General features: G+C 59.2%; 22 protein-coding genes and 1 pseudogene. 6 read left to right on the top strand and 17 right to left on the bottom strand.

Features of this window, described 5'->3' with window-relative positions; all coding sequences use genetic code 11:
- Positions 1–57 precede the first annotated feature (57 nt).
- On the top strand, positions 58–495 hold the full coding sequence (locus HDF14_RS16375) for a hypothetical protein (RefSeq protein ID WP_183978723.1): 438 nt from the start codon (positions 58–60) through the stop codon (positions 493–495).
- Positions 496–524: 29 nt separating this feature from the next.
- On the opposite strand, the gene HDF14_RS16370 is transcribed toward HDF14_RS16375, so the two are convergent.
- A complete protein-coding gene (locus tag HDF14_RS16370; protein WP_183978721.1) occupies positions 525–1,979 on the bottom strand; it encodes an L-serine ammonia-lyase in 1,455 nt (484 codons plus the stop codon).
- Positions 1,980–2,173: 194 nt separating this feature from the next.
- On the opposite strand from HDF14_RS16370, the gene HDF14_RS16365 reads away from it, so the two are divergent.
- From HDF14_RS16365 to rho, 3 genes are all read left to right on the top strand, one after another.
- Positions 2,174–3,766: a YifB family Mg chelatase-like AAA ATPase gene (locus HDF14_RS16365; RefSeq protein WP_183978719.1), complete on the top strand. Its 1,593-nt coding sequence runs from the start codon at positions 2,174–2,176 to the stop codon at positions 3,764–3,766.
- Positions 3,767–4,280: 514 nt separating this feature from the next.
- Entirely contained in the window at positions 4,281–4,502 is a 222-nt protein-coding gene (locus HDF14_RS16360) for a DNA-directed RNA polymerase subunit omega (RefSeq protein ID WP_183978717.1), read from the top strand.
- Between the two features lie 175 nt (positions 4,503–4,677).
- Positions 4,678–5,928: a transcription termination factor Rho gene (gene rho, locus HDF14_RS16355; RefSeq protein WP_174336882.1), complete on the top strand. Its 1,251-nt coding sequence runs from the start codon at positions 4,678–4,680 to the stop codon at positions 5,926–5,928.
- A gap of 80 nt (positions 5,929–6,008) precedes the next feature.
- Here rho and HDF14_RS16350 read toward each other — a convergent pair whose 3' ends face one another.
- Positions 6,009–6,668: a riboflavin synthase gene (locus HDF14_RS16350; RefSeq protein WP_183978715.1), complete on the bottom strand. Its 660-nt coding sequence runs from the start codon at positions 6,666–6,668 to the stop codon at positions 6,009–6,011.
- Positions 6,669–6,672: 4 nt separating this feature from the next.
- Complete coding sequence (gene ribD, locus HDF14_RS16345) at positions 6,673–7,911, bottom strand: bifunctional diaminohydroxyphosphoribosylaminopyrimidine deaminase/5-amino-6-(5-phosphoribosylamino)uracil reductase RibD (RefSeq protein WP_183978713.1); 1,239 nt, start codon at positions 7,909–7,911, stop codon at positions 6,673–6,675.
- Positions 7,912–8,545: 634 nt separating this feature from the next.
- Between ribD and HDF14_RS16340 the strand changes: the two genes are divergently transcribed.
- Positions 8,546–11,242, top strand: coding sequence for a beta-glucosidase (locus HDF14_RS16340; protein WP_183978711.1), 2,697 nt, complete (start codon positions 8,546–8,548; stop codon positions 11,240–11,242).
- 117 nt (positions 11,243–11,359) lie between these two features.
- Here HDF14_RS16340 and ftsY read toward each other — a convergent pair whose 3' ends face one another.
- The 11 genes from ftsY to HDF14_RS16285 form a co-directional block, all read right to left on the bottom strand.
- Entirely contained in the window at positions 11,360–12,364 is a 1,005-nt protein-coding gene (ftsY, locus tag HDF14_RS16335) for a signal recognition particle-docking protein FtsY (protein ID WP_183978709.1), read from the bottom strand.
- A gap of 108 nt (positions 12,365–12,472) precedes the next feature.
- Positions 12,473–13,396 (bottom strand): ketopantoate reductase family protein, encoded by a 924-nt coding sequence (locus HDF14_RS16330; protein ID WP_183978707.1) that lies wholly within the window; start codon positions 13,394–13,396, stop codon positions 12,473–12,475.
- 147 nt (positions 13,397–13,543) lie between these two features.
- Entirely contained in the window at positions 13,544–13,759 is a 216-nt protein-coding gene (locus HDF14_RS16325) for a hypothetical protein (RefSeq protein WP_183978705.1), read from the bottom strand.
- A gap of 60 nt (positions 13,760–13,819) precedes the next feature.
- Complete coding sequence (locus HDF14_RS16320; protein WP_183978703.1) at positions 13,820–14,812, bottom strand: NAD(P)H-dependent glycerol-3-phosphate dehydrogenase; 993 nt, start codon at positions 14,810–14,812, stop codon at positions 13,820–13,822.
- A complete protein-coding gene (gene plsY / locus HDF14_RS16315) occupies positions 14,809–15,420 on the bottom strand; it encodes a glycerol-3-phosphate 1-O-acyltransferase PlsY (RefSeq protein WP_183978701.1) in 612 nt (203 codons plus the stop codon). Before plsY ends, HDF14_RS16320 begins: the two co-directional genes overlap by 4 nt.
- A 57-nt stretch (positions 15,421–15,477) precedes the next feature.
- Positions 15,478–16,749, bottom strand: coding sequence for a competence/damage-inducible protein A (locus HDF14_RS16310; protein WP_183978699.1), 1,272 nt, complete (start codon positions 16,747–16,749; stop codon positions 15,478–15,480).
- 104 nt (positions 16,750–16,853) lie between these two features.
- A complete protein-coding gene (locus HDF14_RS16305) occupies positions 16,854–17,285 on the bottom strand; it encodes a cupin domain-containing protein (RefSeq protein ID WP_183978696.1) in 432 nt (143 codons plus the stop codon).
- A 49-nt stretch (positions 17,286–17,334) separates the two neighbouring features.
- Positions 17,335–19,149 carry an ATP-binding protein gene (locus HDF14_RS16300; RefSeq protein WP_183978694.1) on the bottom strand — a complete coding sequence of 605 codons (1,815 nt, stop codon included), beginning with the start codon at positions 19,147–19,149 and terminating at the stop codon, positions 17,335–17,337.
- Positions 19,150–19,326: 177 nt separating this feature from the next.
- Positions 19,327–20,400 (bottom strand): gluconolaconase, encoded by a 1,074-nt coding sequence (locus HDF14_RS16295; protein ID WP_183978692.1) that lies wholly within the window; start codon positions 20,398–20,400, stop codon positions 19,327–19,329.
- Between the two features lie 63 nt (positions 20,401–20,463).
- A complete protein-coding gene (locus tag HDF14_RS16290) occupies positions 20,464–20,973 on the bottom strand; it encodes a phosphatidylglycerophosphatase A family protein (protein WP_313899607.1) in 510 nt (169 codons plus the stop codon).
- On the bottom strand, positions 20,973–21,212 hold the full coding sequence (locus HDF14_RS16285; protein ID WP_183978688.1) for a DNA gyrase inhibitor YacG: 240 nt from the start codon (positions 21,210–21,212) through the stop codon (positions 20,973–20,975). Before HDF14_RS16285 ends, HDF14_RS16290 begins: the two co-directional genes overlap by 1 nt.
- Before the next feature lie 70 nt (positions 21,213–21,282).
- Between HDF14_RS16285 and HDF14_RS16280 the strand changes: the two genes are divergently transcribed.
- Positions 21,283–22,113 carry a hypothetical protein gene (locus HDF14_RS16280; protein WP_183978686.1) on the top strand — a complete coding sequence of 277 codons (831 nt, stop codon included), beginning with the start codon at positions 21,283–21,285 and terminating at the stop codon, positions 22,111–22,113.
- A 12-nt stretch (positions 22,114–22,125) separates the two neighbouring features.
- Here HDF14_RS16280 and rimO read toward each other — a convergent pair whose 3' ends face one another.
- The 3 genes and pseudogenes from rimO to HDF14_RS27845 all read right to left on the bottom strand — a co-directional run.
- Positions 22,126–23,913 carry a 30S ribosomal protein S12 methylthiotransferase RimO gene (gene rimO, locus HDF14_RS16275; protein WP_313899606.1) on the bottom strand — a complete coding sequence of 596 codons (1,788 nt, stop codon included), beginning with the start codon at positions 23,911–23,913 and terminating at the stop codon, positions 22,126–22,128.
- 100 nt (positions 23,914–24,013) lie between these two features.
- Complete coding sequence (locus HDF14_RS16270) at positions 24,014–24,805, bottom strand: hypothetical protein (protein WP_183978684.1); 792 nt, start codon at positions 24,803–24,805, stop codon at positions 24,014–24,016.
- Between the two features lie 149 nt (positions 24,806–24,954).
- Positions 24,955–25,092: pseudogene (locus HDF14_RS27845) on the bottom strand (IS30 family transposase); the annotation flags it as partial.

The following is a 25,092-nucleotide window of genomic DNA, read 5'->3' as shown; positions in this document are numbered from 1 at the left end:
GTTTATCAGGACTATGAGAGCAGTCTTTCTACACACTGCGCGAAGATCGAAATCAATATGAATACGAGTCAGCCGAAGGTGTATGGATCGATTGAAACCGACGCGAACGGCAATATCGTGAATGCACATTGGAAGGAGATAACCGAAGGAGTCGCTTGTGGAGAGAAGCGATTGTATGTGGCATCTGTGACGATTCAGAACGGGAAGTCGTCGGTGTACGGATTGTTTCCCGGTCAGTCGGCTGCTGCTGCCGCGCTTCAGCACGACGCTGTTCAGTATGCGGGCGCTGGCGCGGGGGCGGCGGGAACATGCCAGGTGGATGTTCTTGAGACATCTTTACCGAATGAGGAGCCGAGTAGTCCGAAGATACCGTGGGACGAGAAGTGGACAGTGCGGGCCTGCGGCAAACGATCGGTAGTGACGATGCACTTTGTCCCGGATGCTACCAGCACGACGATCAATGTAAATCCGAAGGAGACTGTGGTGCTGCCCTGAAGTAAGCTGTGTTCTTTTGATTGAGATGGTTAGCATTCAATGACATTGAGGGCGAGACCGGCGAGCGAAGTCTCTTTGTAACGGGATTGCATGTCGAGACCGGTCTGGTACATGGTGGCGATGACCTGGTCGAGAGAGAGTTTGTGATCGCCGGTTTCGTGCATGGCCATGCGGCAGGCGTTGATGGCTTTGACGGCGCCCATACCATTGCGTTCGATGCAAGGGATCTGTACAAGGCCGCCGATGGGGTCGCAGGTCATGCCGAGGTTGTGTTCCATCGCGATCTCCGCGGCGTGCTCGACCTGGGCGTTGGTGCCGTTAAGGGCAGCGACGAGACCTCCGGCGGCCATACTGCAGGCTACGCCGACTTCGCCCTGGCAGCCCACTTCGGCTCCGGAGATGCTAGCGTTTTCCTTGTACAAGATGCCAACGGCAGCTGCGGTTAGGAAGTAGCGAAGGATGCCTTCTTCTTTTTCCGCTTCGGTGCCTTCAATGAAGCGCAAGTAGTAATTTCCGATGGCGGGAATCACGCCTGCGGCTCCGTTGGTGGGAGCGGTCACCACTTTGCCGCCGGCTGCATTTTCTTCGTTCACAGCCATTGCGTAGACCGTGACCCAGTCAATCGGTGCAAGAGGGTCTTTGGAGCCGATGGTATTAAGACGCTCGGCAAGACGATGAGCGCGACGCCGGACGTTGAGGCCACCGGGCAGGATGCCTTCGGCGGCGATGCCTCGCTCAGTGCATTGCTGCATTGTTCGCCAAAGGGTGATTATGCTGGCGCGGATATGGTCTTCTGCCGAATCAAGCTTTGATGAAACTGGACTTGGCTGGGGGCGGGTGATGGAGTTCGTCGGGTCGTTTAGCAGCGCGACCTCATTGGCGAGCAGAAGATCGGCGATTGTAAGGTTGTGCTGTTTCGCGGTGGCGAGAAGGTCTGCTGCACTGCGGAAGGGATACGGAACGATGCGAGTGCTGGGGTCCGATTCTGCTGTTCGCTCGGCCTCAGAGACGATGAAGCCTCCGCCAATGGAGTAGAAGACCTCGCCTGCTAATCGTGCATCGGCCTCGTCTAAGGCCGTAAAGCGCATGCCGTTAGGATGCGAGATGACATTCGGGTCGGGATACATCCGGTTGCGGCGGAAGAGGAGATTAGCGGCTTCGGTGAAGGGAATGGCCTTGGTGCCGTTGAGCGGGAGAGAACCGGTGGAGCGGATTGTGGCGATCTTAGCTTCGACGGTTGCGGGATCGACGGTGTCGGGCGCTTCTCCAAGTAGCCCAAGGAGGATAGCTCGATCGGTTCCGTGGCCGACGCCGGTGAGGGCAAGAGAGCCGTAGAGTTCGACGGTGACCGACGCGGTGCGCGTAAGGAGTCCAGCAGATTCAAGTTGGCGCGAGAATCGAAGAGCCGCTCGCATAGGGCCGACGGTGTGAGAGCTGGACGGTCCGATGCCGATTTTGAAGAGTTCAAAGAGACTGGTGTTCACGACGTAGTCACGACTGAATTCATTGTAAGGGCAGCGATGTTGCTTATGTGTTTAAGCGGAATAGAGTGAATCTTAAACGTGACGAATGATCTGATCTCGAATCAAGTGGCGCGATAGTGTCTACTCCTTTTATCTCTGCCGCAATGCTATACTCGGCGAAAATACTCTGCGACAAGGATTTACAGGCTCAAAGAATGCTTTTCACGGCTCGCAGTGCTGCAGTGTATGGAATCGACGCGCACATCATCGATGTCGAAGTTGACTTTTCCCAAATCAAATTAGATCAGGAGCAGTTCCACACGGTGGGGCTCCCCGATGCGGCGGTGCGGGAGAGTCGTGACCGGGTGCGATCTGCTATCAAGAACTCCGGATTCGAACTTCCTCCGACGCGGATCACAATTAACCTTGCTCCCGCAGACCTAAAGAAAGAGGGGTCGGGATTTGACCTGCCGATTGCGATCGGGATATTAGGAGCTTACGGTTCACTGCACATCAAGGATTTGAGCGACTATCTGCTTGTGGGGGAGTTGGGACTGGATGGCGGCTTGCGCGCGGTGCAAGGGATGCTGCCGATTGCGGTAGCCGCGCGCGCGAAAGGTATTTCGAATCTCATTATTCCGGCGAGTAACGCTCGGGAGGCGGCGGTAGTCGAAGGTGTCAATGTTTACCCAGTAAAGTCTCTGCTCGAGGTTAGGGAACTTCTGAATTCAGCCGCGATGGGTGGAATCACTGCGGTCCCGCTGAAGGTCGAAACCACCGATTTGCTGAACGAGATGCAGCACTTTCCATTCGACTTCAAAGATGTGCGCGGACAGCAAGTGGCGAAGCGCGCACTCGAGGTCGCCGCAGCGGGTGGACACAATATCCTGATGATTGGGCCACCGGGCTCGGGTAAGACGATGCTCGCCAAGCGGCTGCCGTCGATTCTGGCACCGCTCAGATTCGAAGAGGCGCTCGAAACAACGAAGATTCATTCGGTTGCGGGCGTTTTGGACTCTGAGCAAGGGTTGGTGGCCCATCGACCGTTTCGCTCTCCGCATCACACAATCTCCGATGCAGGCTTGATTGGCGGCGGAATGATGCCGCGGCCAGGCGAAGTATCACTGGCCCACAATGGGCTACTGTTTTTGGATGAGCTGCCAGAATTTCCGCGCAATGTTCTGGAAGTGATGCGTCAGCCGTTGGAGGATGGTCATGTCACGATCGCGCGGGCGGCGATGAGCCTGAGCTTCCCGGCCAGATTCATGCTCGCGGCGGCGATGAATCCGTGTCCCTGTGGATATTTCAATGACAAATCGCGGGAGTGTATGTGTACACCACCGATGATCCAGCGTTATGTCTCGAAGGTTTCGGGGCCTTTGCTTGATCGAATCGATATCCATATAGAGGTTCCCGCGGTGCAATATAAGGAGTTGCGGGGGGGGGCAGCGGCTGAAGGTTCGGAACAGATTCGAGCACGGGTTCTGGCCGCCAGAGAGCGACAGCACTCGCGATTCGGGCAAGCGGCTGAGCGGACGAAGGGGTCGGCAAAGGCCGCTTCCCGCCAGATATTTTCAAACTCCCAAATGAACACTCAGCAGATACGCACCTATTGCGAACTGTCCTCTGATGCCGAACGGCTGTTGGAGCGGGCGATGCAGCAGCAAGGATTGAGCGCCCGGGCGCATGATCGTATCTTGAAGGTAGCAAGGACGATAGCTGATCTTGGGAACGAACAGGACATTGCGGTCAAGCACATTGCAGAGGCGATTCAGTACCGTACTTTAGACCGTAGCTATTGGTCATAGCACGGTAGATCCAATGATTCGCGTCGCCTTCTTCGACTCAGAGTAAAGGTATTCCGTTTCTGGAAGATATTTATTCGCGGGTTCCCGAAAAAAGTATTGACCTTATACGTCGAACAGTTTACTTTCCTTGAAGTCGCAGTTTGCTATGGTTCGTCAGAGATTTTGAAGTGCGAATCGAGTGATCAGCGATAATGACACGGTTTGCCAGGTTCTGGCAGGCTTCTTGTTTCACACCATGGGCGCGGCGAGCGCTGAATCCTACGGAAGAGACAGATTCGGCTTGGAACATTAACATGGCTAGCTCAGCAGTTTGGGCTGGGAGATGCAATATGTCAGATATCAAGAAACTTGAGATTTCTGACGAATTGCAGAGTCCCCGAAGAGACTCTTTGCGTCTAATGTATGAGGCTTAATCACGGCAGCAGTCTTGAAGATTAGTTGCCAAATTTGAATGATTTCGGGCGAGTTAGCGCTAATAAGACGCTTCCGCTTCGGAAATTGAAAGGGAGAAACTATGCGCTCGGATCTTATTTTTGGAGCTCTCACGCACGTGAACAACCGCTACGAGCTTTGTCAGCTGGCGTCGAAGGCGACGCGGAAGCTGCATAAGCCGAACACTCGTTTGCAAGACACCACCAACGAAGTTCTCGATCGCTTCAAAGATACCATCCCAATGGATGAATCTGGCGAGTCTGTCGTAGAAAAGGTACAATTACAAGAGCGCCGCGCAGCTTAACGCGCGGCTGTTTCACTTCGGCAGCTTTCGATCCAAAACCTCTAATCCCCTCTTTCACCCATCTGCAGTTCAATCACATCAAAAAAACGTTTGGCCTTCCGCACGACCCCCCGTCAAGCAGAATCCCGCCTCAGTTCCAAACAATCCCTCCTAAAATTCAAATTTCCAGGTAAACATGACTATTTCTGAGTTAAAAGAACACAATATCGCGGAGCTGGGTAAACTGGCACGCGGTCTCGACATTGCCGGAACCAGCGGCCTTCGCAAGCAGGACCTTATCTTCAAGATTCTGCAGGCGCAGAGTGAAAAAGAAGGACACATCTTTGCTGAAGGTGTGCTCGAGATTCTGCCTGATGGGTACGGCTTCCTTCGCTCTCCCGACTACAACTACCTGCCTGGTCCCGATGATATTTATGTTTCTCCTTCTCAGATCCGTAAGTTTGACCTGAAGACTGGTGACACGATCAGTGGAAATGTCCGTCCTCCGCATGAGGGCGAGAAGTATTTTGCGCTGGTGAAGATCGAGGCGATCAACTTTGAATCGCCCGAAGAGACGCGCAACAAGATTTTGTTCGACAACCTGACCCCCCTGTACGCGCAGGAGCGGGTGAAGATGGAGACCGTTCGCGAGCACATCTCAGGCCGTGTGATGGATCTGTTGACTCCTGTTGGTAAGGGGCAGCGTGGGTTGATTGTGGCGCCGCCGCGTACCGGTAAGACGATGTTGCTGCAGTCGATTGCGAACAGCATTACCGCGAACCACCCTGAAGTCGTGCTGATCGTGTTGCTGATCGACGAGCGACCGGAAGAAGTCACCGACATGCAGCGGTCAGTGAAGGGTGAGGTGATTTCGTCGACCTTTGATGAGCCAGCGGCGCGACACGTACAGGTTGCTGAGATGGTGATTGAGAAAGCCAAGCGCCTGGTGGAGCACAAGCGCGATGTGGTGATTCTGCTGGACTCGATCACTCGTCTGGCCCGTGCTTACAACACGATTGTTCCGCCTTCTGGCAAGGTGCTCTCAGGCGGTGTGGATTCGAATGCGCTGCAGAGACCGAAGCGCTTCTTCGGTGCAGCTCGCAATATCGAAGAGGGTGGTTCGCTTACGATTATCGCGACTGCGCTGGTCGATACCGGCTCGCGGATGGATGAAGTCATCTTCGAAGAGTTCAAGGGAACCGGCAACATGGAAGTGATTCTGGATCGCAAGCTGGTGGATAAGCGAGTGTTCCCGGCGATCGACATTCAGCGTTCCGGTACGCGTAAGGAAGAGTTGCTGATTCCGAAAGAGGATCTGCAGCGAACCTGGATTCTGCGGAAGGTGCTCAATCCTTTGTCGCCGGTTGAGGCGATGGAGTTGTTGACCGACAAGCTGGCGAAGACGCGGAACAATCAGGAGTTTCTGCACAACATGAGTTCGATTTAGTTTTTCGAACGTTGGCGATAACAAAGCGCAGCTCTTCAGGAGCTGCGCTTTTTCTTTTGCGGATTGCCGCGTTTTCGGAGTTAGTAGCCGTTGGCTATGAGGTACTCCTCGGTCAATTGGAATCTATCTGGTGAATGCTGGCGCTCTGCGTATTTGCCGAGGACGTCTACCTCGATATTGAGGGGGGAGCCGGGGGTGAGGGTGTGGAGACTGGTGGCGGCGTAGGTGTGGGGGATGATGGCGACCTCGACCTCGGTGCCCTCGATCGACGCTACGGTGAGGCTGATGCCCTCGATGGTGATGGAGCCCTGCGGCACGACGTAGCGGGTGAGGACGTCGGGTAGCTGGATGCGGAGGCGCCAGTCGGTTTCGGGTTGGTCCGGGGTGATGGCGGAGAGTGAGAGCAGCGTGGCGGTGCCGTCGACATGGCCCTGGACGACGTGGCCACCGAGCGGCGAGCCGGCCGGCGTGGGAAGCTCGAGGTTGACGACGGCGTCGGGGCGCAGATGGGTGAGGGTGGTGCGGGCGATGGTCTCGGCGGCGAGGTCGGCGGAGAAGCGCGGGGGGAAGGCGTTGGGTTCGATGCTAAGCGCGGTGAGACAGACACCGTTGACCGCGATGCTGTCGCCTGTGTTGAGGCGCGCGGTGAGCGTGGGCGAGGCGATGGTAATTCGGGTGGCGCCTGCGGTTGGCGTGATGGCCAGAAGCGTGCCGGTGGTCTCGATCAGTCCAGTGAACATGGTTTTAGCTTATCGCTTTCGATGACGGTGCGACTTGAGTGCGCCAAGGGTCGTGGAGGTAGCCAGTGACGCAGGCGTCGGGGCCATAGTTCGCGCGGGTGACGCGATGGAGCGACTCCTCGAACAGATAGGGGGATGCGATGCCCTGGGCGAAGGGGATGGCCTGGTCGCCTAGTTCGGTTTCGGCGTAGATGAGCACGGCCTTGTCGATGAGGTTTTGCTGGATGAAGGCACCGTTGAGGTGGGAGCCGCACTCGAGGAGCAGGCTGAGGATGTTCCGCTCGGCGAGAGTAGCGAGGACAGAAGGGAGGCTAAGATGGCCTCCGTGCTCGGGGATGGTCTCGACCTGGGCGCCGAGGTCGGTGAGGTCGGCGATTTTGGCGCTTGGTGCGGTTTTGCTGCACAAGATCAGCAGGTCTGTGTGGCCCGAGTCTTCGCCGTTGTCGGCTGAGCGTACCAGTTGCGAGGAGAGAGGGATTCTCAGCTGAGAGTCGAGGATGACGCGGAGGAGTGGGCGGCGGCGGGGCAGGTTGTTGGGGCCGAGGAGGCCGCTACGGTCTGTGAGTTGAGGGTCGTCAGCGAGGACTGTGCCGATTCCTGTGAGCACAGCGTCGGCGTCGTGGCGGAGGAGTTGGACCTCGTAGCGTGCGGCGGGGCCAGTCAGCCAGTGGGGCTGGTTGGGGAAGCGCGAGGCGGAGGGAGGAGCGAGCTTGCCGTCCACCGAGAGTGCAGCTTTGAGGGTGACGAAGGGGGTTCGGTGCTGGATGAAATGGGCGAAGGCATCGTTCAGATCGCGAGCCCGCTGCTGCAAGACGCCGACGGTGACCTCGATGCCTGCGACGCGAAGTTTGGCTAGTCCCTGACCACTGACTTGCGGGTTCGGGTCCTGGGTTGCGGCGACGCAGCGGCGAATTCCAGCGGCGATGAGCGCGTCGGCGCAGGGGCCGGTGCGGCCGTGGTGGCTGCAGGGTTCGAGGGTGACGTAGGCCGTGGCTCCGATGGTGGAGAAGCCGCGTTGTGCGGCTTGCTTGAGGGCGACGATCTCCGCGTGATCGCGGTTGGCGTAGAGGTGCGCGCCTTCGCCGATGACTTTTGGGGTGCCTCCGCTGGGCGGGGTCTGAGTGAGGACGCAGCCTACCTGTGGATTCGGCGAGGCGAGAGCTGTGGTCTCGGCTGCGAGCTTGAGGGCTCGCTTCATAAACGCCTGATCCTGCTCGGCACGGGTTAGTTGCGATTGTTCCATTCGGTCTTCGACTTGTTTCGGATCTGAGACTCTTTGCTGATCCGGCGGGGGTGTACCCCCCGGTTGCCTTCGTGTAAATGCCTTATTTTTGTTACATTTACGAGAGGGATCTCTCTATAAAATCGTCTATTCAAAGGACTTACGTCTAAATTCGTCTTTCCAAAAGAGTTAGCTCATTAATCGAGGAAGGGGCTCCGAAGATCGGAACCCCTCTGTCATTTATAGAACAAGTATAACGGATTGGGCATAACTCATACGCCACGTGAATCTCCTTGTCTGGCGTGGGTTTTGATGTGTATGGGGCTTGACACGATTTCGAGCGTCCATGGAATGCTGAAAGACCCATCGACGAAGCGTCTAGCTCGATGAAACTGGAAGTGGCGATTCGCGGCCACTCACTCGGGCGGCTAAATAGTTGAATGAGTCAGTTTTACGTCGTCTAGGCTACAATCCTCGAACTTGAAAAAGCGTTTTGTCACGTAGTTGAAGATGAAGGCTGTTGCGCGAGGCTTGTCGGTCTGCGATCGCAGCCCGAGTGAGTTTTTGTGGGGGCCCTGATGGAGGGTTCTCTTCTTATCAACGAAGAAAGATCAAAAGACCAGCATTCTATGCGGAAGAAAAGGGATAGTCGGCTATGTCGTTGAGGAAGAGTAAGTATCTCGCAGTCGTTTTTTGTCTGGGTGCATTGAGCGTTTTCAGCGTGGGGTCATGGGGTCAGGCGGTTCCAGCAGAGCATGCGGATGAGGCTCGGGTGGACCGGTTGCTGAAGCAGATGACGCTGGAAGAGAAGATGGACCTGATTCGCGGTGGGCTTGAGGATCCTTCTGTTTATCAGGGGCAGGCTGGATATCTGCCCGGAGTTCCGAGACTGCATGTGCCTTCGCTGCGCATGGCCGATGGACCGCCGGGATTGTTGACGCGGGTTCCGGGGCAGGCCGAGACGGCGACGATGGGGGTTGCCGCTACATTCAGCACGAAGGACGCCGAGGCGAATGGTGTGGTGATTGGCCGCGAGGCGCGGTCGCTTGGCATCGATGTAGTGTTGCAGCCGTTTGTAAATATCGATCGCGATATTACATTTGCCCGCGCTTACAACACGTTTGGTGAAGACCCGTTTTTGACGGGTGTGATGGGTGCTGCCGAGATTCGAGGGGCGCAGGGCCAAGGCGTGATGGCGCAGACGAAACACTATGTGGGATATGACTCGAACTCGTACAACGTCTTCATCGACCAGCAAACTTTGCACGAGGTTTATGCTGCGCCGTTTGCAGAGGCGATAAAGGCAGGCACCTCGTCCGTGATGTGCTCCTATAACCGCATCAATGGGCCGTTTGCGTGCGGCAACAGCGATACGTTGAAGACGATCCTGAAGGATGAGATGGGGTTCAAGGGGTTTGTGACCTCCGATTGGGGCGGAGTGCACAGCGTCCTGTTTCTCAACGAAGGGCTGGATATGGAGATGCCCGGTGCTGCAGAGGCGGATAGTCCATTCAAGGCGTTCATCAACAACTATTTTGTGACTGCTCCGCCGGAGCCACCTTCGAATAAGCCGGTGGATATGGATGAGCTCACCGGCATTCTTGGTGGCCCCATTCCGGAGGAGCCACAGGGAGCCGGGATGGATATGGGCGCGTTCCCGCGCGATAACGACAAGACGACGATGCGGGAGGCGCTGAAGAACGGCACCGTGACGGAGGCGACGATTACGGCTGCGGCGCGGCGAGTGCTGTATGAGATCGATCGCTTTGGATATCTGGATGGCAAGCAGAAGCATGGTGTGACGCCGCAGGCCATCGAAGAGAACGCTGCTGTGATTCGGAAGACGGCGGAGGATGCGGCGGTGCTGTTGAAGAATGAGCATGCGCTTCCGCTGAAGAATGATGATCTGCAGTCGCTAGCGCTGATTGGGCCGGGAGCTTTGCAGATTGCGGCGATTGGTACGTTTGGCGAGCGGAGTCCTGGGTTAACCGACAGGCAGATTGGTCCGTTGGATGCGTTGAAGAAGGGCGCTCCATCGGCCAACATCTCGTTTGCGGTGGACGACGATATGACGGGCGTGCCTGTGCCGGCATCGGCGTTTTCGCACGATGGAACGCCGGGGCTGCTGCGTACGGAGAGTTCGGCCAGAGAGACGGTCGATGCTCAGCTGGACTTTACGCACAGCAATGGCAAGTCGCTTCCTGCTGATGGCACGGTGACGTGGAAGGGAACGCTGACGGTGCCGAGCGAAGGGGAGTACTGGCTCTATCTGCAGGCGCTGGGTGCGCGGGGCAGGCTGCTGATCGATGGGAAGCGCATCGGGCAGACGGGTGCGGCGAAGGGAACGGTGCATGGCGATATCCAATACGCTACGCAGGACAATGGTTTCCCGACTGTTGATGGGCTGGATAATGTGCGGCGTGCGGTGCGTCTGACTGCGGGGCCGCATTCGATCACGGTGATGGCGAGCGGCGATACTTCGAAGGCGCCGGAGCAGATTCGGTTGAACTGGATGACGCCGGAGCAGCGGGAGAGCAACCACAAGGCGGCCATCGATGCGGCGAAGAAGGCGCATACGGCGGTGGTGTTTGTGTGGACGCGAGGCAAGCCGGACTTTGCGTTGCCGGGAGAGCAGGACAGGCTCGTGGATGAGGTTGCGGCTGTGAACCCGAACACAATTGTGGTGATGAATGTGAGCCAGCCTGTCGCGATGCCGTGGTTGGGTAAGGTGAAGGGCGTGGTGCAGATGTGGTGGACGGGCGATGAAGGCGGATGGGCTACAGCGGATGTTCTGCTGGGGAAGGTCAATCCGGCGGGACGGTTGCCGTTTACCTGGGCGAAGCAGTTGACCGATTATGCTGCGAATGACCCGGCGCATCCGGAGCGGTCGGCGAAGGGTGTGGATGGGAAGACGACTTACTCGGAAGGTGTGGATGTCGGGTATCGGTGGTTCGATAAAGAGAAGATCGAGCCACTGTTTCCGTTTGGATTCGGGCTCTCGTATACGACGTTTGAGTACTCGGACCTGAAGGTAGCGAAGGCTTCGGATCACGGACTGGATGTTTCGGTGCGGGTGAAGAATACCGGGAGCGTGGCGGGTGATGAGGTGCCGCAGGTTTATCTCGATGCTCCGGCGAAGCAGCTTCAGGGAGTGCAGTTTGCGCCGAAGACGCTGGCTGCGTTTGATCGCGTGACGCTGGCGGCGGGGGAGAGCAAGGACGTGAAGATGCATGTGTCTCCGCGCGCGCTGGAGTACTGGTCGGTGGCGGAGAAGAAGTGGGTGCGGTCGGATGCGAGACGAGTGCGGGTGGGCTCGTCGTCGCGTGATCTGAAGCTGACTGCTGAGAAATAGCGGCTGTGGGCGTTAGGGCCTGTTCGGTAAGGACAATTGTGTGTCCCGCCGGACGGGCCCACTGCGCGTGGGGCGGTCACTTCGTGACTTGTCTACCTTTTGGTGGGCGATTGCGCTTTAGTCTATGAGGGAGTCTACGAAGCTGCCGCTGTCGAAGGGGATGATGTCTTCGAGCTTTTCGCCGATGCCGGCGTAGATGACGGGGAGCTTGAGTTCGGTGGCGATGGCTAAGACTATCCCGCCTTTGGCGGTGCCGTCCAGCTTGGTGAGGACGATGCCGGTGACGTGGGCGGCTTCGGTGAAGAGGCGGGCCTGGGTGAGGCCGTTCTGGCCGGTGGTGGCGTCCATGACGAGGAGGGTCTGGTGTGGTGCGCCGGGTATCAGCTTTTCTGCTGTGCGGCGCATCTTGTCGAGCTCCTTCATGAGGTCGGTCTTGGTGTGGAGGCGGCCGGCAGTGTCGACGATAAGGATCTGGGTGTTGCGGGCCTTGGCGGCGGCGCAGGCGTCGTAGAGCGCGGCTGAGGGGTCGCCACCTTGCTTGGTTTTGATGATCTGAACGTCGGAGCGCTGGGCCCAGACTTCTAATTGCTCAATCGCGGCGGCGCGGAAGGTGTCGGCGGCGCAGAGGAGAACGGTGCGGCCCTGCGCGGTGAAGTGGGCCGCGAGCTTGCCGGTGGTGGTGGTTTTGCCGGTGCCGTTGACCCCGACCATCATGATGACCTCGGGCGGCGTGGCTGGGTGCGTGATGGGACGGGCTACGTTATCGAGGACTTGCTTGAGTTCGGCCTTGAGGAGACGCTTGAGGTCGTCGCCGCCCTGGATGCCGACGCGGAGGGCGCGCTGGCGCAGGTTTTCCATGACGAGCGCGGTGGTGGGGGCGCCGAGGTCGGCGGCGAGCAGGATGGGCTCCAGACCGACGAGGGTCGTCTCGTCGACTTCGCGGGTGAGCGCGATGACGGAGCTGATGGACTCGGAGAAGCTCTCGCGGGTGCGGGTGACCGCCTGCTTCATGCGGTCGAAGAAGCCGCGTTTCGGCTCCTCCGGCTCTACGGCGGCCACGTTGGTGGGCTGGTCGGGTTGCTGCTCGGGTTTGTCGCGTTTGCCGAAGAGGGAAAAGGCCATGCTGTAGTTAGTTTAGCAATCTCGGGCCGATGAGGCGTGGAGGTCAACGCGCAGGCTGTTTGAGGCTTCATGCGTTGACTTTATGGCGGCTCGGCTTATCTGGAAGGATTATGACGACTTGATTGAGTTCTGGTAGACGCGGAGGCGGACGGTGCTGGCTTGAAGCAGCGGTGCTTCGATCTGGTGTGCGTGCCCGTGGTCGAGCAGGTCGCCGAGGATGGTTTCAACTTCGACGGGTGCACCTTTGCGCAGATCGCGGTACATGGACGAGGTGAACTTTGAGTCTTTCTGCGCAATTACTCTGCGGACAATTTCCAAGGCTGCCTGCGAGGTCGGGAAGCCGCAGGCTTTAGCGATCGCGGCGCACTCGTCCACGGCCAGGAGGGCGGTCTGTTCGCCGTCGGAGAGCGCGTTGATTTCGCCAATGGGACCGCCGAGCAGACAAGTGATGAGACCGAAGGATGCGATAGTTACCCACTTGTCCCACATGGCCTGAATGATGTTAGTGGCGAGTTCTGTCTCGAAACCGGCGTTGCGCAGGGTTTCGTCGAGAGCACGAATGCGCGGGGTGATCTCTCCGCTGCGTTCACCGTAAATAATCTTGTCCAGCGGGTTGAGCTGCACGACGCGGCCTTGTTCGTCGAGATCCGTGGAGACAATGCAGACTCCGCCGAGGATTGCCTGCTCGCTGAAGCTATACGCGAGTGTGTGTATGTGGCGCATGCCGTTGAGTACGGGATAGATCATTGTCTCGGGACCAACCGCTGGCGTCATGTCTTTGATCGCCTGATCAAGAGCCTGGGCTTTGACGCTGAGGAAGATGAAGTCGTACGGGCTGGTGATCTCGCTGCTTGTGATGGTCTGCGGCTTGAGCGTGAGGTCGCCGTGGGGACTTAGGATGCGTAGGCCGTCGCGTTGAAGCTGCGCGGCGCGCGCAGGGCGGACGAGAAAGGTGACATCGCGTCCGGCCTCTGCGAGTCGTGCTCCGTAATAACCGCCCACAGCGCCAGCGCCAACAACGAGAATCTTCATCTTTCTCCTTAGTGCAGCTCAGTTTGGTAGACGTTCTTCGCGGGTTAGATCGCAGTCGGAACGAGCAGGGTCAGTCACGTTCTTTGGATGCAAAGCAGTGCGATTGGATTTACATTCCAACCGCAAATCCTGCAGTTGTCGTGTGGGTCAGTTCGTTGGTGCCGGGGCAGGAGTGGATGAGGGAGTGGGCTGGGCGGATGATGGCCATAGAGAAGGGCGCACGAGAAGGAGGAGATACAGAAAGAGGATCGCGATGAGGACGAGGCCTCCGATGAAGATATGAGGACGAAATCCCATGTACGTCTTGTGCTGCGGAAGGTCAGGTGGGGGGATGTGTCCGTGTTCGTGGTCGTGATTATGCATGCGTACCAGCTTAGGCGTAAAAACGGCTTGATTGCTTGCGCGCGGGAAAAAACCTTCGGACTATTCGTCGCGGCCGGGACGGGTCATCAGTTCGCGGATGGCCTCTTTGGGATTTTTGTTGTGGTGAAGGATGGCGTCCATCTGCTCGGTGATGGGCATCTCGACGGCGTAGCGTGCGGCGAGGCCGAGGGCAGCGGCGGTGCTGCCGACTCCTTCTGCGACCTTGCCATTCAGGCTGGCAATGATTTCGGGAAGCTGACGGCCGCGGCCCAGTTCGATACCGACGGTGCGGTTGCGAGAAAGAGAGCCGGTGCAGGTGAGGATGAGGTCGCCAGCGCCCGACAGGCCGGCGAGGGTTTGACGACGGCCACCGCAGGCTACGGCGAGGCGGGTCATCTCGGCGATGCCGCGCGTGATGAGAGCGGCGGAGGAGTTGTGGCCGAGGTTGAGGCCGTTGGCGACGCCGGCGGCGAGAGCGATGACGTTTTTGAGCGATCCGCCGAGTTCGACGCCCGGGACGTCCTCGTTGGTATAGACGCGCAAGGTGGACGAGGTGAAGTCACGCTGGATGGTCTGTGCGACTCCCGGGACCGTTGAGGCGACGACGACGGCCGTGGGCATGCCGGCGGCAACCTCCTGCGCGAAGGAGGGACCGCTGAGAACGGCGAAGGGGTTGCTGGCGATGGAGGCGACGACCTGCGACATGCGGAGGTAGCTGGTCTCCTCGATGCCTTTGCTGGCACTGAGAATGATCTGGTTCCGCGTGAGCAGCGGGGCGATGTGTGTGAGGACGCCGCGCAGATGTTGCGAAGGCGTGACGCAGAGGAGGATGTCAGCTTCGAAGATTGCGCGCGGGAGATCTGAGGTGATGTGGATATCTACGGGCAGCGTGAAGCCGGGTAGGTAACGAAGGTTTTCGCCGGCTACGCTGAGCTGCTCGGCGAGCGCCTGAGAGTGTGACCAGAGGAGCAGCTCGTGTCCGCCACGACGGGCGAGGGAGAGAGCAAGGGCTGTGCCCCAGGCGCCGGCGCCCAGGATGGCGATGCGGCTCATACTACCGCCTTTTTCTTGCCGAAGCGGTTCTCGGTGCCAGCGACAAGGCGGCGGATGTTTTCGCGGTGTTTGATGATGACGAGAAGAGGAATGAAGAGCATGCCGTCGATGACGATCGGGGATCGGTGGGGGATGAAGTAGAGGCCGAAGAGGGGGAAGCTTGCTGAGCCGATGATCGATGCGAGGGAGACGTAGCGGGTGACCAGGACAACGGCGAGGAAGACGCCGAAGGTGCAGGCGGCTGCCGCGGGACTGAGAGCAAGCATGATGCCGAGGGCGCTGGCGACGCCTTTGCCTCCGCGGAAGCCGAGCCAGATGGGAAAGACGTGCCCGAGAATCGCCGCGACGGCGACGACGATGGCGAGGTCCCAGTCGCCGGGCGCAAGATGCTGGGCGATCTTGACGGCGAGGAAGGACTTGCCCGCGTCGAGAAGAAGAGTGGCGATGCCGAGGCCTTTGGCTCCGCTACGGGCTACGTTGGTGGCGCCGATGTTGCCGCTGCCGGTGGCGCGTATGTCTTCGTTGCGGAAGATTTTTACCAGGAGATAGCCGAAGGGGATGGAGCCAAGAAGATAGGCAAGCGGAATGGAGAGGAGCCAAGGGTTCATTGTCGTCCGAATGAGTCTACCAAGTGCGGCGGGGCGATGGCTTTGGTGGGTTTTCTGCTAGAGGATGTGGTGGCGTATCAGCTCGAGGGCGTGCTGACTTGCCCACAGGCGGATCATCTCGCGGTCACCGCGGAGGGTGAGCTCTTTGACCTGGGTGTTTTGGGCGTCGGCGAGCGCAACGTAGACCAGGCCGATGGGCTTTTCGGCGTCGGGACCGGGAGCGCCGGGACCGGGGCCGGCGATGCATGTGATCGAGATGCCGAGCGAGGCTCCGGTGCGGATGCGGATGCCTTCGGCGAGTGCGCGTGCTACTTCGGGGGAGACGGGGCCTTTGGTTGCGACGAGTTCGGGAGGGACGCCGGCGAAGATGGTCTTGAGCGCGTCGCTGTAGACTACTGCACCGCCGAGGAAATAACGCGAGCTGCCGGGGATCGCGGTGAGGCGCTGAGCGAGGAGACCGCCCGTGCAGCTTTCGGCGGTGGCAAGTGTGAGGTCGCGGAGGCCGAGGTTGAGCAGGACGACCTCTTCGAGGGATTCGCCGTGCGAGGAGAAGACGGAGTCTTCCATCTCGGCTTCTATCTTTTCAGTGAGCTCGTCGACGCGTTGCTTGGCTTCGGCGAGGGTGGGCTTTGCGCAGAGGAAGTGGAGCTGGATCTCGCCTCCGCCGGCGAGGATGGTGGTCTCGACGTCGGGGTATTGGGTGTAGATGGGGGCGGTGCGGGAGTCGACGTGCGACTCGGGAATTAGGGCCATGCGAAGGAGGCGTTTGGCTAGATGGCGAGGAGGCAGGGCAGCGGCGAGGCGTGGCTTGACCTCGGTGTCGAAGAGGGGCCTCAATTCCCGTGGAGGGCCGGGAAGGAGGATGACGATCTTGCGAATGTGCTTGCCGGTGGCGTCGATGATGGTGGTGTCGAGAAGCTGGCCGGGCGCGCTGCCGTTGGGGTTGTTGAGGATGGTGGCCCCGTCGAGCACGTCGGCTTGCTTGGCGTTGTTGGGGGGCATGACCATCTGGCGCGCGGCGAAGCGCTTGTAGAGATCGGTGAGGATGGCGGGGTTGGAGCTGAGCTTGAGATTGAGCGCGGCGGCGGCTGCTTCGCGGGTGAGATCGTCCTCTGTGGGGCCCAGGCCGCCGGAGAAGATGACGATGTCGGCGCGGGCGATGGCGATGGAGGCGGCGCTGGTGAGGTGCGCGAAGTTGTCGCCGACGATGGACTTGAAGGCGACCTGTACGCCAAGGTCGTTGAGGCCGTCGGTGAGGTAGAGGGAGTTGGTGTCCTGACGGAAGGGTGTGAGCATCTCGGAACCGACAGCGATGATTTCAGCGATCATGTGGGATGGTGAGCTTTCTACGCCGTGTGAATGGCTTTTGTGTTGATGATATGCGTTGCGGGACGGTTTCGTAGAAGCTCGGTCGCTTAGAACCTGACTAATGCTCAATAAAGGCGTTTGCTTTGGATGAAGGTGTCTGGGGTTCCGTCGGCTGGATTTACGAAGTGAACGTCGCTGGGATCACGGCGTGGTGTATCGACGGCGAGCACGACGAAGGGCTCTTCGAGAATCTCGGGAGTGCCGTGGATCGTGCCCTGCTTGAAGAAGATGAGTTGCCCGGGGCCGGCCTCGAAGGGCGGAGCTTCGCCGAGGAAAAACGTTGCGCGGCCAGAGAGTACGACGAGATATTCGTCGCAGGTGGCGTGATAGTGCGCTCCAACTGGATGGTAGACACGAAAGACGCGAGAGCTGGCGTGAAGCTCGTCGGTCAGGCGCGTGTCGATCAGCATGGTGCTGGCGCTGTCTGGAAAACTTTTAGCGATCTTCTGAAGATTGAAGACGCCGGTGTTGGCGGAGGAAGCATCGTCCTTCAGCATGAGTACCTCTGTGAATTAGATGATGCAGGCGGCCTGAAGCAGCGAGGATTTAACTTGTTGTGAGGTTGTTCTGCGGCTGGTGTCCGTTGAGTTTTGCCAGCGTGGCCGGGCCTCCCTGGATGGGCAGGAAGATGGAGAAGACCGTGCCGCATTTTGGAGCCAAGTTGCGGGAGCGGACGCGGAGTCTGCCGCCGTGCTTTTCGACCAGTTCGCGGGAGACCCACAGGCCGAGGCCGGTGCCGGTGTCTTTCTTGGTCGTGAAGAAGGGTTCGAAGATGTTGTCGATATGCTCGGGAGCAATGCCGAGGCCCGTGTCGGCAACGGAGATGCGTACGCCGAGCCGCGTGGGATCGCGAGGGTCGGTGGCGGAGTTTGCCTCCAGGCGGATCGTGTCCCCCTTCGAGCAGGCGTCGAGACCGTTGGCGAGGAGATTGGAGAGGACCTGACGAAGCTCTCCCGCGGCACCCAGGACTTCGCGCTCGGTGTTGGTATTGACGAGAAGGGTGACGCCAAGAGTTGTGGCGCGGTTGGCGTAAAAGTCGCTGACTTCACGGACGATGGCGGCAGGACTGAAATGCGCGGCGATCGAGGTTTCGCGGTAGAAGCCGAGTGACTGCCGGGTGATGTGAGCGATGCGGCTAAGCTCATTTTCAGCCTGGAACAGAAGATGGCGAACCTCGTCGAGCTCGTCAGATCGGCGGGCGATGTAGACGAGGTTGGTAAGCCCCTCGAGAGGATTGTTGACCTCGTGTGCGACCGAGGCGGCGAGACGACCGGCGGCGGCAAGCTTTTCGGCACGCATGAGCGCACCCTCGGACATGCGGCGCTCGGTAATGTCGCGGAAGACGAGGACGACGCCAATCATTTTGCCGGCGCTGTCACGGATGGGCGCACCACTATCGTCGATGCAGATTTCGGCGCCGCTCTTGGAGACGAGGAAGGTGTGATTGGCGAGGCCCACCACGGTGCCGAGGCGGCGCACTTTGTCGACCGGATTTTCGACCGCTGCGCGTGTGTCTTCATTGAAGATCGGAAAGACTGTGTGCAGAGAGAGGCCATGGGCTTCGTGTTCTTGCCAACCTGTGAGCTGCTCGGCGATGAGGTTCATGAAGACGATGTTTCCGTCAGTGTCGCAGGCGATGACGGCGTCTCCGATGCTTCGGATGGTGGTGTTCAACCACTGCTCTCGCGCGTAGGATTCGTCGACGCGTTGCTTGATCTCTCTGATCTGCTGATTGAATGCAGAGGTGAGGATGCGGAAGATTCTCCGTGTCTCCCATGCGAGTAGACCAGCGATGAGTGTGACGGCGAGGACGAGGATAATTCGCGCATTCCGGTTGATGAGAATATTTTCGGCAGATCGCTCGGCGCGTCGCCCCGTCACAATGTTCTGAAACTCATCCATCTGAGCGCGCAGAATGTCCATATCCTGCTTGCGTTGGAGGAGATGATGCTCGAGCGTCCCCGGGTCCTGAGGAAAGGCATCGATCTCGTGATAAGCCTCCAGCTCCCATTGCTTATGGCCTTGCTGAAGGTGACGCAATCGTTCGATCAGCTCGGGACGGTGAACAAGTTTGAAGAGGGTATCGAACTCGGGTTCAATCTGTAGATCTGCGGAGTGGAGAGGCTCCAGAAAGACGGGGTTGCGGGTAAGGAGAAATCCGCGCAGCCCAGTCTCCTCATCGAGAATCAATTTAGTGAGCCGGTTTACGTGAAGAAGGACAACGTCCGCGCGGTCGACCGCGCTTGCGCTTTCTTCGACACGTTGCAGACCGTATCCAAGGATCAGAGCGAGAAAGGCAAGTGCTGCAACGGGTAGAGCGAGGAGCCTAAATAAGAGCCTGTTGTAAAGCCGCGATTCCAAAATATTTTCCTCACACGTGAGGCATGCACATCCAGATCAGTTTAGGCGCAATGCGTTCCGGCTGCTTTAGATTTTACGTAATGCACGGGCATTCTGGCGACGGAGATCGGACGCCAGATTGCATAGGACTCAACGATCAAAACAAAATTTTCAGCTTCTGTCGGTTGCATGACATATCTATACGAGGCGCCGGCCTTCAACGTCCAGTGCTACGTGGTAGAGGGCGTCGCGGGTGGCGAGCGCGGCGTTGCCGTCTTCCAGGAAAGCGAGGCCTACGAGGTTGCTGCCGGAGACGACGAGCGTCGCCTGATGATGGCGGTCGATGCGGATGATGCCGCGCTGGCCGTGGAGGCTGGCGGCGACGTAGAGGTTATCGTCCACGTCGAACGCTAACCCCTGGGCACGGCCAAGCCCCTGATAGAAGACGGTCGCATTGCCGTCGCGGTCGATGGCGTGAATGACCTGGTTTGAGGAGGTGGTGGGGCCGGTGACGAAGAGGGTTCCGGCGTCGTTGAAGGCGAGGTGGTAGGCGGCGATGCTGGGTTCGAGCGTCGCGTAGACGAAGATCTCGCCGCTGGTGCCGTCGATGTTCCCGCGGCTGATCTTGAAGATAGTGCCGGACCGGTCCCCGACGTAGAGGTTCCCGTCGCCGTCGAAGGCGATGCCGGTGGCGATACCCATACCCTCGGCGTAGGTGGAGGCGACGCCGTCGGGGGAGACGCGGTAGACGGTGCCCTCAGCACGGGAGCTGGCGTAGAGGTAGCCGTCGGGGCCGAAGGCGATGCCGGTGACGTTCATCACCTCGCGGACGAAGGGACGGATCTGGAAGTCGCGCTGGATTTGGAAGACGGAGACCGGCACGGCCTGGCCACGGGCGCCGGATACGGTGGCGTAGACGTTGCCGTCGGCATCGACCGCCGGGTTGGCGACGGGATGAAGATTCTCCGCCATAGGCACGGCGATCCGCACGTTGAGCGGGTTGCTAGCCTGCCCGCTGCGATGCAGGATCAGGTCGCCGGTGATGGTACCTTCAGGGACGCGGACGGTGGCGCGAGTGGGGCGGCTGAGGAGAAGCGGAGCGGAGATGTCGCCGATGGTCGCTCGTGGAACGAAGGTGCCGCGAGGTTCGAGGTGCGCGCCGTGGACGTCGATCTCTCCGCCGGGCATGGCCGCAAGGGGAGAAACGCGGTCGAGATGCGGCGCTGGTGCGTCGGGCTTGTCGGGCGTCAGAAGGGAACGAAGTGTGGTCATGGGCCTGAAAGTAGCGTAGACGGCTGCGGTGGGGAGCGCAACTCTCGTCTGACGGGAAGGGAGTTAGAAGCGTAGATGGATGAGTTGTGCGACGGCGAGTGCGTAGATGCCAGCGCCTACGTCATCGAGCATGATGCCGGTGCCGCCATGAAGGCGTTCGAGTTGACGGACGGGAGGCGGCTTGAGGATATCGAAGAACCGGAAGAGCAGAAGTGAGAGTGCAGCGTGCTGCCAGTCGACGGGGATGGCGATGAGCGCGATGAGTTGGCCAGCGACCTCATCGATGACAACGTGGCCGGGATCTTCGCGTCCAGACTCGTTTGCGACGATGGTGGCGGCGGGGATGCCGATGAGCGTGGCGAGGATTGCGGCGATCGTGGTGCCGATGGCGAGCGCAGCGGGCGCTGGGTGGAGGAGGTGTGCGGCGGCGTACCAGAGGAGGACTGCAGAGATGCTGCCATAGGTGCCGGGGCCCGGCTTCAATAAACCCGCTCCGAAGAAGGTGCCGATGAGCCACGCCCAGAGGGTCTTTTTTTCTGCGGGGGGATGAATCTGGACGTTGGAGTTCGCCACTAGTTCACGTCGTCGTCGTTCTGGCGATTGTGTTTGTTCGAGCGAGCGAGTTCTTCGAGGAGATCGGGGTCCTGGATGGGCGTGGAGATCTTGTAGTCGCCACTGGCCCATTTTCCGAGGTCGATGCGGCGGCAGCGGTCGGAGCAGAAGGGGAAGTCCTCGCCGGTGGCGAGGACAATGTTGCGGCAAGTGGGGCAGCGCAGGGTCTTGATTTTGGCAGGTGCAGATTTGTTCGACATGACAGAGTTATTTTAACTCTTTCGTCGTAATAACGGCGCATCTCATAGAGTAAGACGCAGGAGAAGCCCGATGTGTAGAACGGTCGATCGGTGTGCAGGCTTGTCCTCGGGCTGGGCAGGGGTTCTTCTCATTGCCAGTCTGCTCTCCAGTGGAACGGCTTCGAGCTTCGCTCAGAGCGCTCCGGCCGCTTCAAATACCACGAAAGAGGACCAGCGAAGTGTCTCGGTGGCGAAGCTCGAACCGTTGCCGGTTGGGTTGACTCTGCCGGTGCGTCTGGGGCGGACGTTACGTGCTGGGAAGACGCGCGTGGGCCTGACGTTTGTTGTGAAGATGACGCAACGAGTTCCAGTGACGAACACGACTTATCTCAATCGCGGTGCCGAGTTGGAGGGGAAGGTTGTCGCATCGGTCGCGGGAGATGGCACGGCCGCGTCGCCAGCGATTTTGTCGATCGAGTTCACCACACTGCGCTATCTAAAGCAGGCGGTTGCGGTGAATACTCGAGCGATCGCCATAGCCAACTTCGTGCAGGTGGGCGAAACGTTTCTGCCCGTCCAGGGTGGGGCGGACCGCGGAAATGCGAGCGAGGCGAGTTGGACTACGACGCAGGTGGGCGGCGATCAGGTAGCCCGGTCGGGCTGGGTGGGTGATGTGGTCGGGCGCGGAGTGCGCACTGTTGGGCACGCGGACTACTTCGGCGTTTACGCCTTGCCAGTAGGATCTTTTCCGCCGCGAGCGATGGGAGTCTTTTCAACGACAGCAACAGGGCTGTATGGCTTTGAGAGCGATACTTCGTTGCGCTCGGTTGGAGGAGTCATCACGTTGACCCGAAGCGGCGGCAAGAGTCTTGAGATGCGCGACGGGGACAATTTGCTGCTCGAAGTCGTTGCTCCGTCGTAGCCTTACGATTTTTTATTCGAGGATGCGGGCGACTACGTCGTAGTCGTGGGACTCGGTGATCTCGGCGCGGTAGAAGGTGCCGGGGACTAGAGTCTCGTGCGGGCCGAAGTCGTTGATGAAGACCTTGCCGTCGATCTCGGGCGCATGGAGCGAGGTACGGCCCTCCCAGAGGAGTTCGGTTTCTTCGGATTCGCCTTCGACGAGGAGGTCGATCTCGCGACCTACCCACTCGGCTTTCGCCTTGGTGCTGATCTTTTGCTGGAGCTTCATCAGTTTGCGGCGGCGAGCCTGAATGGTGCGGTTGGGGACCTTGGTGTCGTCGGCGAGGTTGAACGCCGCGGCACCCTCTTCATCGGAGTAGGTGAAGACGCCGAGCCAGTCGATCTTCGCGGCAGTGATGAATGCTTCGAGCTCTTTGTAGTCGGCTTCGGTTTCGCCAGGGAAGCCCACGATGAAGCTGGTCCGGACGACGATGCCGGGGACGATGCGCCGCGCCTTGGCGATCAGGTCGAGAAAGATCTGCGCGCTGCCGCCGCGTTTCATCGTCTTGAGAACGCTGGCGCTGGCGTGTTGCAGCGGTACGTCGAGATACTTTGAGATGGTGTCGTGCCTGGCCATCGTCTCGAGCAGACGCGTGGTGACCTTGTTGGGATAGGTATAGAGGAAGCGCAGCCAGCGCAGGCCAGGGAGCACGGCGAGCGCGTCGAGCAGCGTGGCGAGGCCGTCGGTGAAGCCAAGGTCTTCGCCGTAGCAGGTGGTGTCCTGGCCGATGAGGGTGATCTCGCGGACGCCTTGCTTGATGAGGTTTTCGGCTTCGGCAATGATCGATGACATGCGGCGTGAGCGGAACTTGCCGCGAAGCTGCGGGATGATGCAGAAGCTGCAGGGGTGATCGCAGCCCTCGGCGATCTTGATGTAGGCCGACGCGCGCGGCGTGGTGAGAATGCGCGGCGTGGCGTCGTTGTAGAGATACTCGGGGAGTGCGGCTGTGGCACCGTCCCATGACTCGCGGGAGAAGCGACCCTGTTGTTGGCGAAGGTCGCCTTCAGGACGGCTGGTGTTGCCGGCGTCGATGCCGACGGGCAAGTGGGCGATGTGGTCGCCGGTGTGGTTCAGCGGCTCGTCACCGTGGGTTGTGCCAGTCTCGGCGAGCGACTGCACGATGCGGAGCTGCGGGGCGATCTCGCGGTCGTGCTCGGGGTCGGCAAGTGGGCGCGAGTGCTGGGAGACGGCGCTGGGTGCCCGGTCGATCAACTGGTGGGAGGCCGATTCGAGGTAGGCGACTTCGCCGTCAGTCTGAGCCATGCCGATGGCGTGGGTGTGGATAGTCGCTTCAGGCGTGCCCTGCGGAAGAATGTTGAAGGGCGAGTTGTTCTGCGCATGACCGCTGGGGGTTAGGCCCGCCGCGGCGAGGATTGCCTCGAGCTCGCCTGTGCCGACGACTGCGTCAACTTCGGGGATGTTCTTCTGGATCTCGTCGCGGTAACGCTCGACTAGGCAGCCGGCGACGACGATGCGTTGCGCTTTTCCGCCATTCTGCTTCTTGTGCTGAACCATCTCGAGGATGGTGTTGACCGACTCCTGTTTGGCCGAGTCGATGAAACTGCAGGTGTTGATGACAATGATCTCCGCGTCTTCTGCCCGAGGCGTCAGCTCGGCTCCATTGTGGTGGAGCATGCCCATCATGACCTCGGAGTCGACGAGGTTTTTTGGGCAGCCGAGCGAGACAAAACCTACTTTTGGACGAGTCCTGGAGGGGATTTCTACGTTCACATCATCGAGAATGGCGGGCGGAGTCACAGACTCCTATTCTATCAATTTTCTGGGGGAAACCCGGCTCAGCCAATCATAAACCCTTGTAATTCAAGCTCTCGAAGAGATCGACCTGGTCGTTTCCGAGCTATCTTTGGGCCGGTGCCGCTTCGGTTGGCTGTTGAGTGGCAGGCAACTCCGGAGGATTTTCATCGACGATCTTGTAGTTGGCGGGTATGGCAAAGACAGACGCCGCGGGCTCGTGGCGTTCTACATTGCTGACGGCAACGAGTTGTTCGCCGGTGCGCGGGTCGTTGTGTTTGATGATCATGTAGATGGAGAGATCGGATGAGTACCAGTACTCATCCACGATGGCGATCTCTTTACCGGTGCCGCTCATGGCCGCGGGAATGATGTGGGTTTTACGGATGCCAGTGAGCGTAAGACCGTCAAGTGGCTGAGTGCCGATGTCCTCTTGTTTGAAGTAGGGATTGTTTGGTGGTGTAAATGCCGGTACCGAGTTGGCAGGAGCGGCTGGCGGCCTGGGCAAGTTTCTTTCACGCGCAAGATGCTCGTAGGGGTTGTAGAAGATGCTGAGACGGCTCGATGGGTCGTATACGAGTGCAGAGAGAAGCTGAGGTTCCCCTTTGAAACTGGCGGGGACGAGTTGGCGACGTTCGTTGTAGATGCGTCCAGAAGAGGCGCGTGCGACATGGGCCGTGGTGGTGCGGGTGTTTACGGTGCCGTCGGGCAGAGTTTCGTGGGAAAGGATATCGACGGTGGCACTGAACGGCGCATTTGGAACGGGCGTGACAAAGATACCCGGGACATTGGTTTCAACGCCGCGATAGTCGCGGGGCATCTGCTGCTGATTCTGCGCGAAGAATAGGGTGGCAAAGAGGAAGGAGAACACAGCAGGGCAGGAACGGAAGCAGCTCATGAGAAACCTCCCGATGACGAAAAGGATAGCGCAAATAGTACGAATGGATAGGTGAATTTTGAGGTAAGTGGCACATTCCTGCAGCTCAGTGATTGATTTGGCCTGTTCTCAATAACTGAGAACAATAGTTCCCGCAAACCCTGGCGGTCTCAACCGGTCGGTGCAACACTGGCTTGCAGTTTACTCGCCGGTGTTTGAAAGCCCAAGGTCTCTCGCGGGCGTTGGTTGAGACGCAGCGCGATCTTGTTGAGATGGGCTTGAGTGTGGACGGACAAGTCGGTCTTCTT

Source organism: Tunturiibacter gelidiferens (assembly GCF_014201335.1).
Classification (GTDB): Bacteria; Acidobacteriota; Terriglobia; order Terriglobales; family Acidobacteriaceae; genus Edaphobacter; species Edaphobacter lichenicola_E.
This window is presented reverse-complemented; position numbering and strand designations above follow the sequence as displayed.

What these genes read in the sequence shown, in the direction of transcription:
- HDF14_RS16320 (WP_183978703.1), bottom strand. Translation starts at nt 14,812, where the DNA reads ATGAGCCGCATCGCCATCCTGGGCGCCGGCGCCTGGGGCACAGCCCTT.
- HDF14_RS16350 (WP_183978715.1), bottom strand. Translation starts at nt 6,668, where the DNA reads ATGTTCACTGGACTGATCGAGACCACCGGCACGCTTCTGGCCATCACG.
- plsY (WP_183978701.1), bottom strand. Translation starts at nt 15,420, where the DNA reads ATGAACCCTTGGCTCCTCTCCATTCCGCTTGCCTATCTTCTTGGCTCC.
- HDF14_RS16310 (WP_183978699.1), bottom strand. Translation starts at nt 16,749, where the DNA reads ATGATCGCTGAAATCATCGCTGTCGGTTCCGAGATGCTCACACCCTTC.
- HDF14_RS16375 (WP_183978723.1), top strand. Translation starts at nt 58, where the DNA reads ATGAATACGAGTCAGCCGAAGGTGTATGGATCGATTGAAACCGACGCG.
- HDF14_RS16365 (WP_183978719.1), top strand. Translation starts at nt 2,174, where the DNA reads ATGCTTTTCACGGCTCGCAGTGCTGCAGTGTATGGAATCGACGCGCAC.
- HDF14_RS16270 (WP_183978684.1), bottom strand. Translation starts at nt 24,805, where the DNA reads ATGAGCTGCTTCCGTTCCTGCCCTGCTGTGTTCTCCTTCCTCTTTGCC.
- HDF14_RS16285 (WP_183978688.1), bottom strand. Translation starts at nt 21,212, where the DNA reads ATGTCGAACAAATCTGCACCTGCCAAAATCAAGACCCTGCGCTGCCCC.
- ftsY (WP_183978709.1), bottom strand. Translation starts at nt 12,364, where the DNA reads ATGGCCTTTTCCCTCTTCGGCAAACGCGACAAACCCGAGCAGCAACCC.
- HDF14_RS16325 (WP_183978705.1), bottom strand. Translation starts at nt 13,759, where the DNA reads ATGCATAATCACGACCACGAACACGGACACATCCCCCCACCTGACCTT.
- ribD (WP_183978713.1), bottom strand. Translation starts at nt 7,911, where the DNA reads ATGGAACAATCGCAACTAACCCGTGCCGAGCAGGATCAGGCGTTTATG.
- HDF14_RS16280 (WP_183978686.1), top strand. Translation starts at nt 21,283, where the DNA reads ATGTGTAGAACGGTCGATCGGTGTGCAGGCTTGTCCTCGGGCTGGGCA.
- HDF14_RS16360 (WP_183978717.1), top strand. Translation starts at nt 4,281, where the DNA reads ATGCGCTCGGATCTTATTTTTGGAGCTCTCACGCACGTGAACAACCGC.
- HDF14_RS16295 (WP_183978692.1), bottom strand. Translation starts at nt 20,400, where the DNA reads ATGACCACACTTCGTTCCCTTCTGACGCCCGACAAGCCCGACGCACCA.
- HDF14_RS16330 (WP_183978707.1), bottom strand. Translation starts at nt 13,396, where the DNA reads ATGAAGATTCTCGTTGTTGGCGCTGGCGCTGTGGGCGGTTATTACGGA.
- HDF14_RS16340 (WP_183978711.1), top strand. Translation starts at nt 8,546, where the DNA reads ATGTCGTTGAGGAAGAGTAAGTATCTCGCAGTCGTTTTTTGTCTGGGT.
- HDF14_RS16305 (WP_183978696.1), bottom strand. Translation starts at nt 17,285, where the DNA reads ATGCTGAAGGACGATGCTTCCTCCGCCAACACCGGCGTCTTCAATCTT.
- rho (WP_174336882.1), top strand. Translation starts at nt 4,678, where the DNA reads ATGACTATTTCTGAGTTAAAAGAACACAATATCGCGGAGCTGGGTAAA.